Origin of the sequence: Streptomyces sp. TSRI0281 (assembly GCF_001905125.1) — a bacterium.
Classification (GTDB): domain Bacteria; phylum Actinomycetota; class Actinomycetes; order Streptomycetales; family Streptomycetaceae; genus Streptomyces.
The window spans coordinates 219,407-233,215 of the sequence record NZ_LWLE01000034.1; the positions used below are offsets into that span (position 1 = coordinate 219,407).

The window sequence follows — 13,809 nt, forward strand, 5'->3', positions numbered from 1 at the left end:
GCTTTGACCTGGCCGGTGATCCTGACCGACGGCGAGATCGTCCTCCGCCCGATCAAGCTGCGCGACCAGCGGATGTGGCGCGAGGTCAACCGGCGTAACCGCGAATGGCTGCGCCCCTGGGAGGCGACCGTCCCGCCGCCCGCCCCCGGTGGTCCGATGGCGCAGCGCCCCACCTATCGCCAGATGGTCCGTCATCTGCGCTCCGAGGCGAACGCGGGCCGGATGCTGCCCTTCGCCATCGAGTACGAGGGCCGGCTCGTCGGGCAGCTGACGGTGGCGGGGATCACCTGGGGCTCGATGTGTTCCGGGCACGTCGGCTACTGGGTCGACCAGAGTGTGGCGGGCCGCGGTGTGATGCCCACGGCCGTCGCCCTCGCCGTCGACCACTGCTTCCGCACGGTCGGTCTGCACCGTATCGAGGTGTGCATCCGCCCCGAGAACAGGCCCAGCCGAAGGGTCGTGGAGAAACTCGGATTCCGCGCGGAAGGGCTGCGTCCGCGCTATCTCCACATCGACGGGGCGTGGCGGGACCACCTGATCTTCGCCCTGACGGCCGAGGAAGTGCCCGACGGGCTGCTCCGGCGCTGGCGTCAGGCGTGGCCGAGAACACCTCATGGCCCCGAGAAAATGAAATAAGTGTTCGAATTTGATCGAGACGCGACCACTAACGACTTCACGAACATCACTCGTTGATCTAAACAATCACAAAAAAAGTCCGTGACATCAGCCGGATCGTGCGACACACCGATCCAATTGGCGGATACCTCCGCGCAAACCCCTCTACGGTGTGAGCGTGAGCAGCAGCGGCCTGATCTACGCAGTCATCGTCGGGGCCTGGGCCGCCTACTTGGTGCCGATGTGGCTCCGCAGGCAGGACGAGCTCAACGAAGCCCGTCCGACGGAACGCTTCAGTACCGCCATCCGGCTGCTGTCCGGACGGGCGGCAATGGAGCGCCGATACGCCAGGGAGCTGCGGGAGCGCACTGCCGAGGAGGCGGGGCCCGACGTCGACCCGGACGCGGAAACGGACCGAATGGAATCCGTGGACGTCCGGGCCTTTGCCGCGCCTCCGGCGCATACCGAAGCCCGGATGCACGATCCGGCGCACGCTCCCGATCGTTCTCCCGGCCATCCGGCGGACCGCCAGGCGCCCGACCACCACATTTCCGGCCACCAGACGTCCGAGCGGCAGGTATCGGAGCGTCAGGCGAAGGACCGTCCCGAGTCGGCGCGCCCGCCCCAGCAGCGCGCGCGCACCAGCGGTGCCGACGCCGAGCGCGCACGCCGGGCCCAGCGCTCGCAGGTGCTGGCCCGCCGCAGACGTACCACCGTCGTCCTGTTCATGGCCTTCACGCTCGGTGCGGTCGTCGCGGCGGTCGGCGGTCTCCGCTTCCTGTGGGCGCCCGCCGTGCCCGCCGTGCTGCTGAGCACGTACATCGTGCATCTGCGCTCCCAGGAGCGACGCCGGTTCGCGTTCACCATGGACCGCCGCCGGGCCGAGGTCGCGGCGCAGCGGCTGCGGGAGAACCGCCCGCGCAGGCATCAGCCCTCGGCGCCGGCCCCCGCCGAGCCCGACGAGGAGCCCGAAGCGCACCGCTCCCAGCCGGAACCCGCACCCACGGTCTCCCCGCAGGAGGCCGGACGCCGCGCCCTCGTCGAGCAGACGGACCACGCGGAGTGGGTGGACCAGCAGCGCGAACGCGGGCGGGTCCAGGGCGACAGCTGGGAGCCCGTCCCGGTCCCGCTCCCCACCTACGTCACCGCCCCGGTGGCCCCGCGCGCCACGGGCGGTGTGGAGGTCGGCGACCCGGAGACGTGGAGCGCGGCCCGCTCCAGCACGGCCGAGCCCACCCAGACGGGCACCTCGCACCCCACCGTCCCCCCGGTGGACCCGGCGCCCCGCCAGCGTACGAACCAGTCCCGCCGCACCCGCGACCGAGGCAGGACCCCTCTCTTCGACCAGTACGACGACGAGGACCGGCCCCGTGCCGCCAACGAGTGAGACACCTCGAACCGCGACTCGGCTGACCAGCGGGGACCGGATTTCCGAGCACCCCGGTGGGGGTGCTAAAGTTTCACTCGTTGCAAGGGCCTGTGGCGCAGTCTGGTAGCGCACCTCGTTCGCATCGAGGGGGTCTGGGGTTCAAATCCCCACAGGTCCACATTGCACAACTGTTCTTGAGGTAACTCGGGAATGGTGACGAAATCCCGTCCGATCGTTCAGATCGGGCGGGATTTCGTCGTTCCCGGAGCCCCGGGTTCCGAGACCGGGTCCGGCTCGGTGGTTCCGGAGGCGGCGTACCTCTCAAGTGGCTTGCTCCGTGGTCCGGGTACTGCGGTTGTCCGACGCGGAAGTCCTCATCCGGGCCGATGCCCTGCGGCGCGGGTGTTGAAAGGGTGGCTCCGGCAAACACGCGTTTGTCCGACCGAGGGGAAGATCCGTGTCACGTCGTTCGACCTGCGCTGTCGTCGCAGCACTCTGCCTGGCGTTGGCCGCGCCGACCGCTTCCGCCGCTTCCGCTCCTGCTACTTCCGCTCCGGCCACTTCCACTTCTGCCGGTTCGGCCTCGCGGCACGGTGTGGATGCCCGGCAACTCGCCCTGGAGGCGCTGACCGGCGCCAACGCGGTGTCCGCCATCGCCGAGGTCCGTGACCGCGGCGGGGTGTGGCGGGGGACCACGGGGGTGTCCGATCTGGTGGGGGAGGCGCCCGTGCGGGGTGACGGCCGGTTCCGCATAGGCAGCGTCACCAAGATGTTCGTCGCCGCCACCACACTCCAACTGGTCGGCGAGCACCGGCTCGGACTGGAGGACTCCGTGGAGAGTCACCTGCCGGGACTGGTCCCCGGCGGGCAGAACATCACTGTCCGTCAGCTGCTCAACCATCGCACCGGGCTGTTCGACGTCATCAACGAGTCCACCGAGATCTTTCCCGCCCCCGACGACCCGGACGGCTTCCGGAACTGGATCGCGCGGGGCGGGCTGAACCGCACGTTCACCCAGCGCGAGCTGGTGACCAAATCCGTCGCCCACCCGCCCCACTTCGAACCGGGTGCGCAATGGGCGTACTCCAACACCAACTTCAGCATCCTCGGGCTGATCATCGAAGAGGTCACCGGACACTCCTACGCGCAGGAGATCCGGCGGCGGATCCTGCGTCCGCTCGGGATGACGAAGACCAGCCTGCCCGGCGCCTCCGCGACGATCCCCGGCCCGCACGCCCACGGGTACTGGACCACCGTCGACGGCGTCGGCACCCCGGACGTCATCAAGACCGATGTCGACGTCACCCGTCACAACGCCTCGTGGGCGGGCTCCGGCGGCGAGATGATCTCCACCACCGACGACCTGGTCCGCTTCGAGAAGGCCCTGCTGCGCGGGAAACTGCTGCGGCCCGAGCAGCAGCGCGAGATGACCACGATGCTCCGGACCGATCCGGACTCCGACCGGCTGGAGTACGGCATGGGCCTGGCCCGCACACCCCTGTCCTGCACCACGGTGACCGGGCACTCCGGCGCCGTCCTCGGCTACGGCACCCACCTCTGGGGCACGGCCGACCGGCAGGTCGCCCTGTCCTACACCCCGCGCGGCGACACCAAGGAGCAGGCGGCACAGAGCAAGGCGGTCGGCGGGTTCCTCGAAGCCGCCTTCTGCGGCTCCCGCTGATCCCGGACTGTCAGTGCCGGGTGCCAGACTCGCGCGTATGAGAAACGACGTGCGGCTCAGGGATGTCGAGGAAGCCGACCTGGAAGTGTTCCTCGCCTACGAGCACGAGGCGGAGGCGGCGCGCCGGTCGGCGTTCGCTCCCCGCGAGCGGGAGGCGTTCATGACCCACTGGGTCACGAAGGTGCTCGGGGATCCCACCGTTCTCGTGCAGACGGTCACCGTGGACGGCGAGACGGCCGGGAACATCGTGGCCTGGTGGGACGAGCACCGGCGCTTCACGGGGTACTGGCTCGGTGCCCGCTACTGGGGCCGGGGCATAGGAACCGAAGCGCTGACCCGGTTCCTGGAACGGGAGCCGAACCGCCCGCTCTTCGCGGACCCCGTCGCCGGGAACACCGGCTCGGTCCGGCTGTTGGAGAAGTGCGGCTTCCGGCGGGTCGAGACGGTACGCGACGGTGAGCACGAGCACATCGTGCTCGTGCTCGACGGCGCCTCCTGACCGTGGGCGAGCGGTCCGGGGCCCGGGGTGCGGGCCGGCTCTGGCATGATCCGGGCGATGACCCGGATTCCGGACTGTGTCGTGTGTGGTGGAACGGTCGCCCCTGACGGGCGTTGCTGGCATTGCGGTGCGGTACAGCCCGCCTTCCGCTCCCATCTGGAGCTCACGGCGGACGACGGTGCGGCCGGGGTCAGCGACCGGGGCAGGCGGCGCGAGATCAACGCCGATGCCATGGCGCTGACCAGGACGGGCGGATGGACGGTCGGTGTCGTCTGTGACGGGGTGTCCATGTCTCCCCGGTCCGAGCGGGCCGCTCAGGTCGCGGCCGAGGTCGGCGCGCACGCGATCGTGGAGGGGCTGGCCGCGGGCGTGGTGCCGGAAGTCGCGCTCGGTGAGGCCGCCGCCCGTGCCGGGCGCGCGGTCGCGGCCCTCGCGGCGTCGGTGGACGCCGCACCGGCGTGTACGTACGTCGCGGGCATCGCGGGCCCGGAGGGCATCTGGAGCGCGTGGATCGGCGACAGCCGCGCCTACTGGCTGCCGGACCGGGGGCCGGGCAAGCGGCTGACGGAGGACGACACCGGTGAGCACGACGCTCTCGCGGCCTGGCTGGGGGCGGGCGCCGATGAACCCGTGGCCCGTATCCGCAGCTACCGGCCGCGGGAGCCGGGCTGTCTGCTGCTCTGCACGGACGGGCTGACACGCTGTCTGCCCGATCCCGAAGGGCTGCGGGCCGTGCTCTCGCGTCGGCGTACCGGGTCCCCGGCCGGCGGCGGACTCCTCGACAGCGCACGCGCGTTGCTCGGGCACGCTCTCGATGCCGGTGGGCACGACAACATCACCGCGCTGCTCATCCCCGTCCCGGCCGACGGGGTCTGAGCCGCTCCGCGAGCCCTTCGGGGGGCGAGGGCACGGACGGGCTCCACAGGCCCTCGCCTACGCTGGTGCAGCTCACCCGTGTTCCCGGTGCCCGTGGGGCACCCCGTATCGGGGGAGCCCATCCCGCCCGCGATTGCCGCACGGAGGAGCGTCCTGTGACTGCCGACCTGCCCCACCCCTGGATCGACACCGGCAAGCCGCACCCGGCACGCGTCTACGACTGGCTCCTGGGCGGCAAGGACAACTATCCCGTGGACCAGGAAGTGGGCGAGAAGCTGCCCGCCGAGGCGCGGGCCAACGCGGCGCGGAACCGGGCCTTCATGCACCGGGCCACCGGCTGGCTGGCGCACCGGGGCATCGACCAGTTCCTCGACATCGGCACCGGCATTCCCACCGCGCCGAATCTGCACCAGATCGTCCAGGCCATCACGCCCTCGGCGCGGATCGTCTACGCCGACAACGACCCCATCGTCCTGCGCCATGCCGAGGCCCTGCTGATCAGCAGCCCCGAAGGTGCCACCGACTACATCCACGCCGACGTCCGGCAGCCCGGGGCGATCCTCGAACGCGCCCGTGAGCTGCTGGACTTCGACCGGCCCGTCGCCCTGTCGCTGATCGCGCTCATGCATTTCCTCCCGGACGAGGAGGACCCGTACCGCATCACCCGTACGCTCCTCGGCGCCCTGGCCCCGGGCAGCTTCCTGGTGTTCTCGCACGGCACCGCCGACCAGCACCCGGAGCTGCGTCAGGAGACCGAGAAGGCGTACCGCAAGGGGGCCATCGCCCTGCGGATGCGTACCCGCGCCGAGGTCGAGCCGTTCTTCGAGGGACTGGATCTCGTCGCGCCGGGGCTGGTGCCCGCCGCCGAGTGGTATCAGGAGGAGCCCGCGCCGGAGAAGGAGCGCAGCGGGTTCTACGTGGGTGTCGCACGCGTGCGCTGAACCGCGGGCGCCATGACCGGGAGTACGGGACCGCGGCAGTGGGGAGGGGGGACGGTATGGAATTCGTGACCGGGCAGGGCAGCTCCCTCGCGTACGACGACCGGGGGCCGTCCGACGGCCTGCCGGTCGTCCTGGTGCACGGGCACCCGTTCAACCGGACGATGTGGAATCCGCAGGCCGAGGCGCTGGTACGGGCCGGGCACCGGGTGATCGCGGCGGATCTGCGCGGATACGGCGACAGCGAGGTCGTCCCGGGCCGCACCCTCCTCGCCGACTTCGCCGACGACACCGCCGAGCTGCTCGACCACGTGGGTGTCGGCCGTGCGGTGGTCGGCGGGCTGTCCATGGGCGGGCAGATCGCCATGGAGTTCCACCGGCTGCACGGGGCACGGGTGGCCGCGCTGGTGCTCGCCGACACCTCGCCGGTCGCCGAGACCGAGGACGGCAAGGTCTTCCGCAACAGGCTGGCCGACCGGCTGCTCGCCGAAGGGATGGACGGTTACGCCGCCGAGGTCATCGACAGGATGGTCGCCCCGTACAACGTGACGGGGCTGCCCGATGTCGCCGCGCAGGTCCTGGGCATGATGCGGGCGACCGCCCCGGAGGGGGCCGCGGCCGCGCTGCGGGGCCGGGCGGAGCGGCCCGACCACCGCGAGTCGCTGGCCGGGGCCCGGGTGCCCGTCCTGATCGTCGTCGGCGCGGACGACACCTATACGCCGGTCCCGGACGCGGAGGCCATGCACCGGCTGGTTCCGCACTCCGAGCTCGTCGTCGTCGGACGGGCCGGCCACATGCCCAACCTGGAACGGCCCGAGGAGTTCAACGCCGCGCTGCTGGAGTTTCTCGCGCGGCTGTGAGCGGCGGTCGCGGTGGTCGCGGTGGTCGTGGCCGCGGTCGTCAGGACTCCTGGAGCGGCTTGGCGAAGCACCTGCTGCTCTCGTACGTGCGGTAGTGGCCGAATTTCGCGCACGGCAGGTAGCCGCTGGAGGTGTAGAGGGCTATCGCCTCGGGCTGCCGGTCGCCCGTCTCCAGGACCATCCGCGTGCGGCCCGCCGCCCGCGCGTCGTCCTCCAGCGCGGCGAGGATGCGGCGCGCCAGTCCGTGGCCGCGCGCCTCACCTATGACGTACATCCGCTTGATCTCGGCGTCGCCGTCGGAGTAGCCCTCCGCGTTCCGCTCCTGGGGGCGCCAGCCGCCGGTGGCCACGGGGCGGTCCATGGTGTCGTAGGCGAGGAGATACAGGCCGTTCGGCGGATCGAACATGGCGGCGTCGAGCGGTGTGGCATCGCCCTCGGCGTCCCCGTAGAGCGCGGTGTATTCGAGCTGCACCTGGCCGTTGAGTTTGACGGCGTCGGGGTGATCGAAAGGCCGCTGCTGGATATTCATACGGGGCATGGTACATGTATGCGGTACTTTGATGTCGATATGGTGCCTGAATGCTCAATGTGACCACCGTAAATGTCAATGGACTCCGGGCCGCCGCCAAGAAGGGCTTCGTCGAGTGGCTCGCGACGACCGACGCCGATGTGATCTGCCTCCAGGAGGTCCGCGCCGAACCGCAGCAGCTGCCCGCGGAGGTGCGCAAACCGGAGGGCTGGCACACCGTGCACGCTCCCGCCGCCGCCAAGGGGCGGGCCGGGGTCTCCCTCTATACGCGGCAGGAGCCGGAGCGGGTGCAGATCGGCTTCGGCGGCTTCGGGGCCGCCGGGAGCGAGGAGTTCGACACGAGTGGGCGGTACGCCGAGATCGACCTGCCCGGCATCACGGTCGCCAGCCTCTATCTGCCCTCCGGTGAGGTCGGCACCGAGCGGCAGGACGAGAAGGAGCGCTTCATGGCCGCCTTCCTGCCGTATCTGCGGGGACTCAAAGGGCGGGCCGCCGCCGAGGGGCGGGAGGTGGTGGTCTGCGGCGACTGGAACATCGCCCACCAGGAGGCGGACCTCAAGAACTGGAAGTCCAACAAGAAGAACTCCGGTTTCCTCCCCGAGGAGCGGGAGTGGCTGACGCGGGTCATCGACGACGCCGCCTACGTGGACGTGGTGCGGGCGCTCCACCCTGACGTCGAGGGGCCGTACAGCTGGTGGTCCTACCGAGGGCGGGCCTTCGACAACGACGCCGGGTGGCGCATTGACCTTATCGTCAGTTCGCCTCGCCTGGCGGAGCGTGCGGTGAAGGCGTACGTGGAGAGGGCCGCGAGCCATGCGGAACGGTGGAGCGATCACGCGCCCGTGACTGCCGTCTTCGACCTGTAGGGAGCGGCAGCGGAAAGCCCCATCCGGCTGTGCTGCTCGCCGTCGCCGGACGGGGTCGAGGTGGGTGTCACATTCGCTGTACGCCACTGGGCGAGACCAGCCACTCTCGACCCCCACCCTCGGGCCACAGGAACGCCGTGGGGCGCTTGCGGCGCTCACCGGGTGACTCGGCGGGGTCTTCGTAGTCACGGATCAGATCACGCATGATGCCGACCCGACCGGCGTCATCCCTGACCGGCTTGCCGATGTCCGCCCGGGTGACCATCAGTGCCCCTCGGGGTGGCGCCGCAGGTATACGTTGCAGTCGCTCACGGTCGTCCAGTCGCCCACGACGCGAGCACGGCCCCGTACGGCCGCGAGCTCAGCGCAACCCGCGCACCCCTCGGCTGGGTCCGGCTCCCGCTCCAGGTTCAGCGGCAGTTCGATCGGCGGAGTGCTGTATCGCGTGGGCTCACTCATGGCGCGATGGTCGCGCCGGTCACCAGGACGAAGGAACCTCGTACGTTTCCCACTTCAGGACGTCCCATCGCATGTAGAACGTCCCTAGGAAGTCTGGAACCGAGAGGGCGCAAGCATGTCGAACGAGCGACTTCGAGCCGTCATGGAGGCCCGTGGCTGGACGCACGCCGCCCTGGCCGGTGTCACGGGTGTCGACCCCAAGTCCGTGGAGCGGTGGGTCAATCTCGGGCGTACTCCGCGCCGGGCCACCGCGCTGGCGGCGGCGGAAGCACTCAGGGAGGACGTGCATGCCCTGTGGCCGGCACTTCGGCAGGCACGCGCCGCACGCGCCGTCAGCCCTGAACTCGTCACCCTGTACGGACAGCGGGCGGATCTCCCCGTGTCGGTCTTCGTGGATCTCCTCTCCCAGGCGCGACAGCGAATCGACGTGCTGGTGTACGCGGCCGTCTTCCTGCATGAGGCGTACCCCCGCCTCAACGATCTCCTGCGTGAACGAGCCGACGAAGGCTGCACGATCCGCATCGCGGTGGGTGACGCCGACGACCCCAACGTCCAGCAGCGCGGACGGGAAGAGAAGTTCGGCCACGGCATCGAATCCCGCTGCCGTCTCGCACTCCTGCATTACCGACCCCTCGCAGGCGTGCCGGGCATCGAGCTGCGCACGCACGGAACGGCCCTCTACAACAGTCTGTACCGCGCCGACGATCAGATGCTGGTCAACGCACACGTGTGGGGAGTCAACGCCTACGGCGCGCCCGTGTGGCATCTGCGGCGCCACGGCGACGGGGGCATGTTCGACACCTACGCGGGGAGCTTCGACGCCGTATGGGACACGGCGCGCCTCGTGGAAGGGTGAGCGGCATGGCCCGAACCGAGTACTACGACGATCCGGACGCCCCCCAGCCGAACTCTCTGGTCGTGGCGGCCTCCGCCGTTGTCACCGATGGGGACGGCTGCGTACTCCTCCAACGGCGCAGGGACAACGATTTGTGGGCGCTGCCGGGCGGGGCGATGGACATGGACGATTCCCTGCCCGGCACGGCTGTGCGCGAGGTCAAGGAGGAGACCGGCCTCGACGTCGAGATCACGGGCCTCGTCGGCACGTACACCGACCCCCGTCATGTCATCGCGTACAGCGACGGAGAGGTGCGGCGGCAGTTCAACGTCTGCTTCACCGCCCGAGTCGTCGGCGGCGCCCTAGCCATCTCGGAAGAGAGCACGGAACTCCGCTTCGTGGCGCGCGAAGAACTCGACTCGCTTCCCATGCACCACACGCAACGGTTGCGAATCAGGCACTTTCTGGAACATCGCGCCGCCCCGTACCTGGGGTAGGGACCACGAGCCGCCGACAAGAGGAAGCCTCACCGGCCAGGCGGACTACCCCAGGTCGGCAAGCGCCCGGTACAGCGTCGCGCGGGACACCCCGAGAGCTTTGGCGATGGCTGTGACGCTCTCCCCCATGGCGCGGCGCGCCTTGGCCGCAGCGAGCTTGTCGGCGTCCATGACGGCGGGCCGCCCACCCGTTCGCCCCTGAGCGCGGGCAGCGTCCAGACCGGCGCGGGTCCGGTCCTTGATCAAGATGCGCTCGAACTCCGCCATCGCGCCCACCACTTGCAGCATGAGCCGTCCGTCCGGGGTGTTCGGTTCGATGCTCGCCAGCGCCCCCGTCAGCACCTTGAAGCCGACTCCCCGCGCGGCAAGCGCGTCCACCATGTTCACCAGGTCGATCAGCGAGCGGGCGAACCGGTCCAGCTTCCACACGCAGAGGGTGTCTCCGGGACGGACGTAGTCGAGCACGGCTGCGAGTTCGGGGCGGTCTGTGTTCTTCCCGCTCGCCTTGTCCGTGAAGATCCGGGCGCACCCCGCGTCGGTCAGCGCGTCATGCTGCAACTGCGCTTCCTGGTCGTCGGTGGAGACTCGGGCGTAGCCGATGAGGTGTCCCGTGGTCGCGTCCATGGCGAGACTGTCTCATAACTCGTCTCAGAACCTCAAGTGATTTGGATAGGTTGTGAGACGGGTTTTGCGACATACTTCCGGAGGCCGGGAGAGGGTGGCTGGATCGTCTCAATAACCATCGTTTGATAGACGCCTCGCCAACCGTCACGCACAGAAACTCCCCGCGCAAACAGACCAATCAGCCATGTGAGAGTTTTCCCTCCCTGCCGCTCTGACGGGAGGCATGGAGGGGGCACCTCCCTGGGCCCGCGTTCGGCGGTGCGGCAGCGAAAGCGGGCGCCCACGTTGACGTGATGACGGATGAGGCCCATGTTCTGTTTTTCTCTTATTTTTCTACGTGCAATCAAAAAAGTAGGAAGAATCGTCACTCCGTCATTGCTCTGCCGCCGAGAGAGCACCAAGCCGGCGACGCCCCCACGGGGCGATCGGGACCCGCCACCAGGTTCTCCCCGGCAACGGGCCGTGAACGGCGCTCAGGCAGGCTCAGGCGGCCGTATGTCCCTGCCGCTGGGCCCTCGCGCCCTGCAAGTCGATCGACAGGCGTTCCAGTGCGCGGCGTTTCATGTCCGCCGGGCGGCCACCTCGCTGACCCTTCGCGCACTCCAGCCGGGTTCCGGTGTCGAGCAGCATGAACCGCCGTTCCCGGGCGTCGGCGATCCTCCAGTAATCGGCGTAGGTCTTCCCTGTGGGAACCAGCTCCGTGCGTTCCTTCTGTACCGGAGTTGCTTCCAGGGCCTCGGCGCGGCCCTCCAGTGCGTCCACCTGCTCCTGCCAGATGGCGAGACCGACACGTGATCGCCGCGATTCGCGAACGGCGTACAGCTCGCGGAGTTCGGTGGTGATCTCCTCCAGTTCGGGGCGGGGGTCGTAACCGGGGTACGTAACCCGTTCCAGTACGGGGAATCCTCCCCACTCCTTCAGGAACTCCCGTTCCGCGTAATCCTCCACCCAGTCGGTCTTGATCGCTGCGGAAGCCTCGCAGGGAAGTCCCTTGGTGCGGGCCCGGCAGACGTAGACCGAGTAGCTGTGTGCGGGGACCCGGTACATGCGGCCCTTGCATGAGGCGCAGTGCAGAACGCCGAGCAGGAGCGCGCCGGTGTCCTTCCGGGTCCCGGTGGCCCCCTTGGGGCGTCCACCAAGGGAGGTCTTGATCTCCTCGAACCGGTCTCGCGTCAGGATCGGGTCGGAGGTGATGCTCACCGGCAGGCCGTTGCGGTCCCGGACAACGGAACCCGCGTAGGTCTGGTGGCCGAGGAGTGACGGGGACAGCAGCACGCGTTTAACGGTCTGGCCGACCCACTTGCGCCCCTTCGGGTTCCGCCCTTGCCGAACGTCGTTCCAATCGCGAGGCGTCAAGATGCTTTCGCTGTTCAGATGGAACGCGATGGCGTTCGGAGCGTTGCCGTCCAGCAGCATCCGGATCATCGTCTCGATGGCTTCCACGCGCTTCGGGTCCTGGGCCAGGGTCCACCCTTCGCCGGCTGGACGCTGCACGGGTGCGTATCCGTACGGCGGGAGCCCTCCGGAGTACCGTCCCATCGCCCGCAGCGCCGCATTGGCGCTCGTGACGCGCTCCTTGATGGCCTGGCTCTCCATCTGCGCGGCGAAGGCCAGCAGCATGGTGATCAATTCGGACATGATCGAGGTCATGTCCAGTTCCAGCGAGCTGCCTCCCGGGCCCTCCGCGAAGACCAGGCGCTTGCCGTGGCGCTTCGCCCAGCGCGTCAGCTCGGCCATGTCACCCATGGAGCGGACGGCGCGGTCGAGCCGCCACCAGACGATCACGTCGAAGTCGTCGGGTCTGGCCAGCCAGTCGCCCAGTTCCGGCCGTTCGAACGGAGTCGTCCGGGTGGCGGAGACGTCCAGGTCCTCCGCGTAGCCGACGACCTCGGCTCCAAGGCGTCTGGCTTCCGCCTCACCGGCTTCCCGCTGGCGCTTGGGTGATGTCGATTCGTCGGTCCTGACGCTCAGTCGCACCGCGATAAGTGCCCGCAGCCCGGGGCGGTCGTTGTTCGTATTGATCATGCGAATCCCCCTCTCGAGGCAAACTGTATCTTTATTTCAATGGGCTGGCGGATCGACTACCAGCTGCCACCCCGGGGCTCGCCGCTCGCGCGGTGAAGGCATGGGTCGAGCGGGCCGCCACGCACGAGGAGCGGTGGAGCGACCACGCGCCGGTGGCCGTCGTGTACGAAAGATGAGGCGCGGGGTGTTCCCGGCGGATTCGCGCCGTTTTCCGGCGTTTCTCCGCGTTTCCCGGCGTAGTGAACTCCCGTGATCGGTAGGTGAGTTCCGGCCATATCCGGCTGTGTGTCACCTGTCGTAGACCGCGTGCGGGTTCGTGCCGTACCGCTGATCGCGTTCTGCCGGAGCGGTGGGGCGCGGGCGGCGAACGTGCCGATCCGGGGCGCCGGTGAGGGATGGCTCATCGTGCAGGGCGAGGCGATACCGGGTCAGCCAAGGGCTGCCTCTCAGTGCCCCGGAGAGCCGGACCCGGCCGGTCCGTCCTCCGTCGCCGCCCTCGGGGGCTGGGTGCCGTCCTCGCGGCGCAGTCGGCGGTCCAGGGCCATGGACAGTTCCGCGTCCACCACCGCGCGTGCGAGGGGGCGGAGTTGGGCCGGTTCGGTCTCCGCTGTGTGGGCATGCAGTACCCGGACGAAGATTTCGGCGAGAGCGTCCGCGTGCTCACGGACGCGGCGGCCCGAGGAGAGCACCGTGGAGAGCGGCACCCCTTCCCGTACCAATTCCGCCGACACTTCCAGCAGACGCCGGCTGATGTGGACGATCTCGTCGCCGTCGGTGGCGAGATAGCCCAGGTCGAGGGCGGTGGCGAGGTTCTCCGGGGTGACCTCGCCCTCGAAGTAGTCGGCGAGCTGTTCCGGAGTGAGCCGGACCGGGGTCTCCTCGGTCGGTTCGCCCAGGCCCAGCACTTCGGCCACATCGCGCCCGCTCTCGAAGGTGGCGGCGAGATCGGCGATGCCGTTGAGGGTGTGCCCCCGCTCCAGCAGGCCGGTGATGGTGCGCAGACGGGCCAGATGGTGGTCGTCGTACCAGGCGATACGGCCTTCCCGGCGGGGTGGCGGGATCAGGCCGCGTTCCCGGTAGAAGCGCAGGGTCCGCACGGTGATGCCGGCCTCTTTGGCCAGCTCCTCCATGCGGTA

The 13,809-nt window shown here is 69.4% G+C and carries 16 protein-coding genes, 1 tRNA gene and 1 pseudogene; 12 read left to right on the forward strand and 6 right to left on the reverse strand.

Translation table 11 applies throughout. From position 1 onward, the window contains the following. Positions 1-15 precede the first annotated feature (15 nt). The 8 genes from A6A29_RS32860 to A6A29_RS32895 all read left to right on the forward strand — a co-directional run bounded on the left by A6A29_RS32860 (position 16) and on the right by A6A29_RS32895 (position 6,838). Entirely contained in the window at positions 16-636 is a 621-nt protein-coding gene (locus tag A6A29_RS32860) for a GNAT family N-acetyltransferase (RefSeq protein WP_073726529.1), read from the forward strand. Between the two features lie 157 nt (positions 637-793). Then, positions 794-2,002 (forward strand): gephyrin-like molybdotransferase receptor GlpR, encoded by a 1,209-nt coding sequence (locus tag A6A29_RS32865; RefSeq protein ID WP_198953453.1) that lies wholly within the window; start codon positions 794-796, stop codon positions 2,000-2,002. Between the two features lie 86 nt (positions 2,003-2,088). Next, positions 2,089-2,162: transfer RNA gene (locus A6A29_RS32870), tRNA-Ala, on the forward strand. A 417-nt stretch (positions 2,163-2,579) separates the two neighbouring features. After that, positions 2,580-3,665 carry a serine hydrolase domain-containing protein gene (locus tag A6A29_RS32875; protein ID WP_158074493.1) on the forward strand — a complete coding sequence of 362 codons (1,086 nt, stop codon included), beginning with the start codon at positions 2,580-2,582 and terminating at the stop codon, positions 3,663-3,665. 37 nt (positions 3,666-3,702) lie between these two features. After that, entirely contained in the window at positions 3,703-4,164 is a 462-nt protein-coding gene (locus tag A6A29_RS32880) for a GNAT family N-acetyltransferase (RefSeq protein WP_198953455.1), read from the forward strand. Between the two features lie 57 nt (positions 4,165-4,221). Continuing rightward, positions 4,222-5,040 (forward strand): PP2C family protein-serine/threonine phosphatase, encoded by an 819-nt coding sequence (locus tag A6A29_RS32885; RefSeq protein WP_073725820.1) that lies wholly within the window; start codon positions 4,222-4,224, stop codon positions 5,038-5,040. Between the two features lie 155 nt (positions 5,041-5,195). Further along, positions 5,196-5,981, forward strand: a complete 786-nt coding sequence (locus tag A6A29_RS32890; protein WP_073725822.1) for an SAM-dependent methyltransferase — start codon at positions 5,196-5,198, stop codon at positions 5,979-5,981. Positions 5,982-6,037: 56 nt separating this feature from the next. Then, the gene (locus A6A29_RS32895) at positions 6,038-6,838 is read left to right on the forward strand and encodes an alpha/beta fold hydrolase (protein ID WP_073725824.1); all 801 of its coding nucleotides are present in this window, start codon (positions 6,038-6,040) and stop codon (positions 6,836-6,838) included. 40 nt (positions 6,839-6,878) lie between these two features. Here A6A29_RS32895 and A6A29_RS32900 read toward each other — a convergent pair whose 3' ends face one another. Then, positions 6,879-7,367: a GNAT family N-acetyltransferase gene (locus A6A29_RS32900; RefSeq protein WP_073725826.1), complete on the reverse strand. Its 489-nt coding sequence runs from the start codon at positions 7,365-7,367 to the stop codon at positions 6,879-6,881. Positions 7,368-7,417: 50 nt separating this feature from the next. Between A6A29_RS32900 and A6A29_RS32905 the strand changes: the two genes are divergently transcribed. Further along, on the forward strand, positions 7,418-8,233 hold the full coding sequence (locus A6A29_RS32905) for an exodeoxyribonuclease III (protein ID WP_073725828.1): 816 nt from the start codon (positions 7,418-7,420) through the stop codon (positions 8,231-8,233). 67 nt (positions 8,234-8,300) lie between these two features. On the opposite strand, the gene A6A29_RS32910 is transcribed toward A6A29_RS32905, so the two are convergent. Together A6A29_RS32910 and A6A29_RS32915 are read right to left on the reverse strand one after the other, a co-directional pair. Beyond that, positions 8,301-8,498 (reverse strand): hypothetical protein, encoded by a 198-nt coding sequence (locus A6A29_RS32910; RefSeq protein WP_073725830.1) that lies wholly within the window; start codon positions 8,496-8,498, stop codon positions 8,301-8,303. Next, positions 8,498-8,692 (reverse strand): hypothetical protein, encoded by a 195-nt coding sequence (locus tag A6A29_RS32915; protein ID WP_073725832.1) that lies wholly within the window; start codon positions 8,690-8,692, stop codon positions 8,498-8,500. The genes A6A29_RS32910 and A6A29_RS32915 overlap by 1 nt, the downstream gene beginning before the upstream one ends. A gap of 115 nt (positions 8,693-8,807) precedes the next feature. Here A6A29_RS32915 and A6A29_RS32920 point away from each other — a divergent pair, with 115 nt between their 5' ends. Both A6A29_RS32920 and A6A29_RS32925 read left to right on the forward strand, forming a co-directional pair. Then, positions 8,808-9,548, forward strand: a complete 741-nt coding sequence (locus A6A29_RS32920; protein WP_073725834.1) for a helix-turn-helix domain-containing protein — start codon at positions 8,808-8,810, stop codon at positions 9,546-9,548. Positions 9,549-9,553: 5 nt separating this feature from the next. Continuing rightward, positions 9,554-10,024 (forward strand): NUDIX hydrolase, encoded by a 471-nt coding sequence (locus A6A29_RS32925; RefSeq protein WP_073725836.1) that lies wholly within the window; start codon positions 9,554-9,556, stop codon positions 10,022-10,024. A 45-nt stretch (positions 10,025-10,069) separates the two neighbouring features. On the opposite strand, the gene A6A29_RS32930 is transcribed toward A6A29_RS32925, so the two are convergent. Continuing rightward, the gene (locus A6A29_RS32930; protein WP_073725838.1) at positions 10,070-10,648 is read right to left on the reverse strand and encodes a recombinase family protein; all 579 of its coding nucleotides are present in this window, start codon (positions 10,646-10,648) and stop codon (positions 10,070-10,072) included. 483 nt (positions 10,649-11,131) lie between these two features. Beyond that, complete coding sequence (locus A6A29_RS32935; RefSeq protein WP_073725840.1) at positions 11,132-12,673, reverse strand: recombinase family protein; 1,542 nt, start codon at positions 12,671-12,673, stop codon at positions 11,132-11,134. Between the two features lie 42 nt (positions 12,674-12,715). On the opposite strand from A6A29_RS32935, the pseudogene A6A29_RS47180 reads away from it, so the two are divergent. After that, a pseudogene (locus A6A29_RS47180) lies at positions 12,716-12,849 on the forward strand (exodeoxyribonuclease III); the annotation flags it as partial. Positions 12,850-13,119: 270 nt separating this feature from the next. Here A6A29_RS47180 and A6A29_RS32940 read toward each other — a convergent pair. Continuing rightward, entirely contained in the window at positions 13,120-13,803 is a 684-nt protein-coding gene (locus tag A6A29_RS32940) for a MerR family transcriptional regulator (protein WP_073726531.1), read from the reverse strand. Between the last annotated feature and the right edge of the window lie 6 nt (positions 13,804-13,809).

What these genes read in the sequence shown, in the direction of transcription:
- A6A29_RS32880 (WP_198953455.1), top strand. Translation starts at nt 3,703, where the DNA reads ATGAGAAACGACGTGCGGCTCAGGGATGTCGAGGAAGCCGACCTGGAA.
- A6A29_RS32885 (WP_073725820.1), top strand. Translation starts at nt 4,222, where the DNA reads ATGACCCGGATTCCGGACTGTGTCGTGTGTGGTGGAACGGTCGCCCCT.
- A6A29_RS32895 (WP_073725824.1), top strand. Translation starts at nt 6,038, where the DNA reads ATGGAATTCGTGACCGGGCAGGGCAGCTCCCTCGCGTACGACGACCGG.
- A6A29_RS32900 (WP_073725826.1), bottom strand. Translation starts at nt 7,367, where the DNA reads ATGAATATCCAGCAGCGGCCTTTCGATCACCCCGACGCCGTCAAACTC.
- A6A29_RS32905 (WP_073725828.1), top strand. Translation starts at nt 7,418, where the DNA reads ATGCTCAATGTGACCACCGTAAATGTCAATGGACTCCGGGCCGCCGCC.
- A6A29_RS32910 (WP_073725830.1), bottom strand. Translation starts at nt 8,498, where the DNA reads ATGGTCACCCGGGCGGACATCGGCAAGCCGGTCAGGGATGACGCCGGT.
- A6A29_RS32915 (WP_073725832.1), bottom strand. Translation starts at nt 8,692, where the DNA reads ATGAGTGAGCCCACGCGATACAGCACTCCGCCGATCGAACTGCCGCTG.
- A6A29_RS32920 (WP_073725834.1), top strand. Translation starts at nt 8,808, where the DNA reads ATGTCGAACGAGCGACTTCGAGCCGTCATGGAGGCCCGTGGCTGGACG.
- A6A29_RS32925 (WP_073725836.1), top strand. Translation starts at nt 9,554, where the DNA reads ATGGCCCGAACCGAGTACTACGACGATCCGGACGCCCCCCAGCCGAAC.
- A6A29_RS32930 (WP_073725838.1), bottom strand. Translation starts at nt 10,648, where the DNA reads ATGGACGCGACCACGGGACACCTCATCGGCTACGCCCGAGTCTCCACC.
- A6A29_RS32935 (WP_073725840.1), bottom strand. Translation starts at nt 12,673, where the DNA reads ATGATCAATACGAACAACGACCGCCCCGGGCTGCGGGCACTTATCGCG.
- A6A29_RS32940 (WP_073726531.1), bottom strand. Translation starts at nt 13,803, where the DNA reads ATGGAGGAGCTGGCCAAAGAGGCCGGCATCACCGTGCGGACCCTGCGC.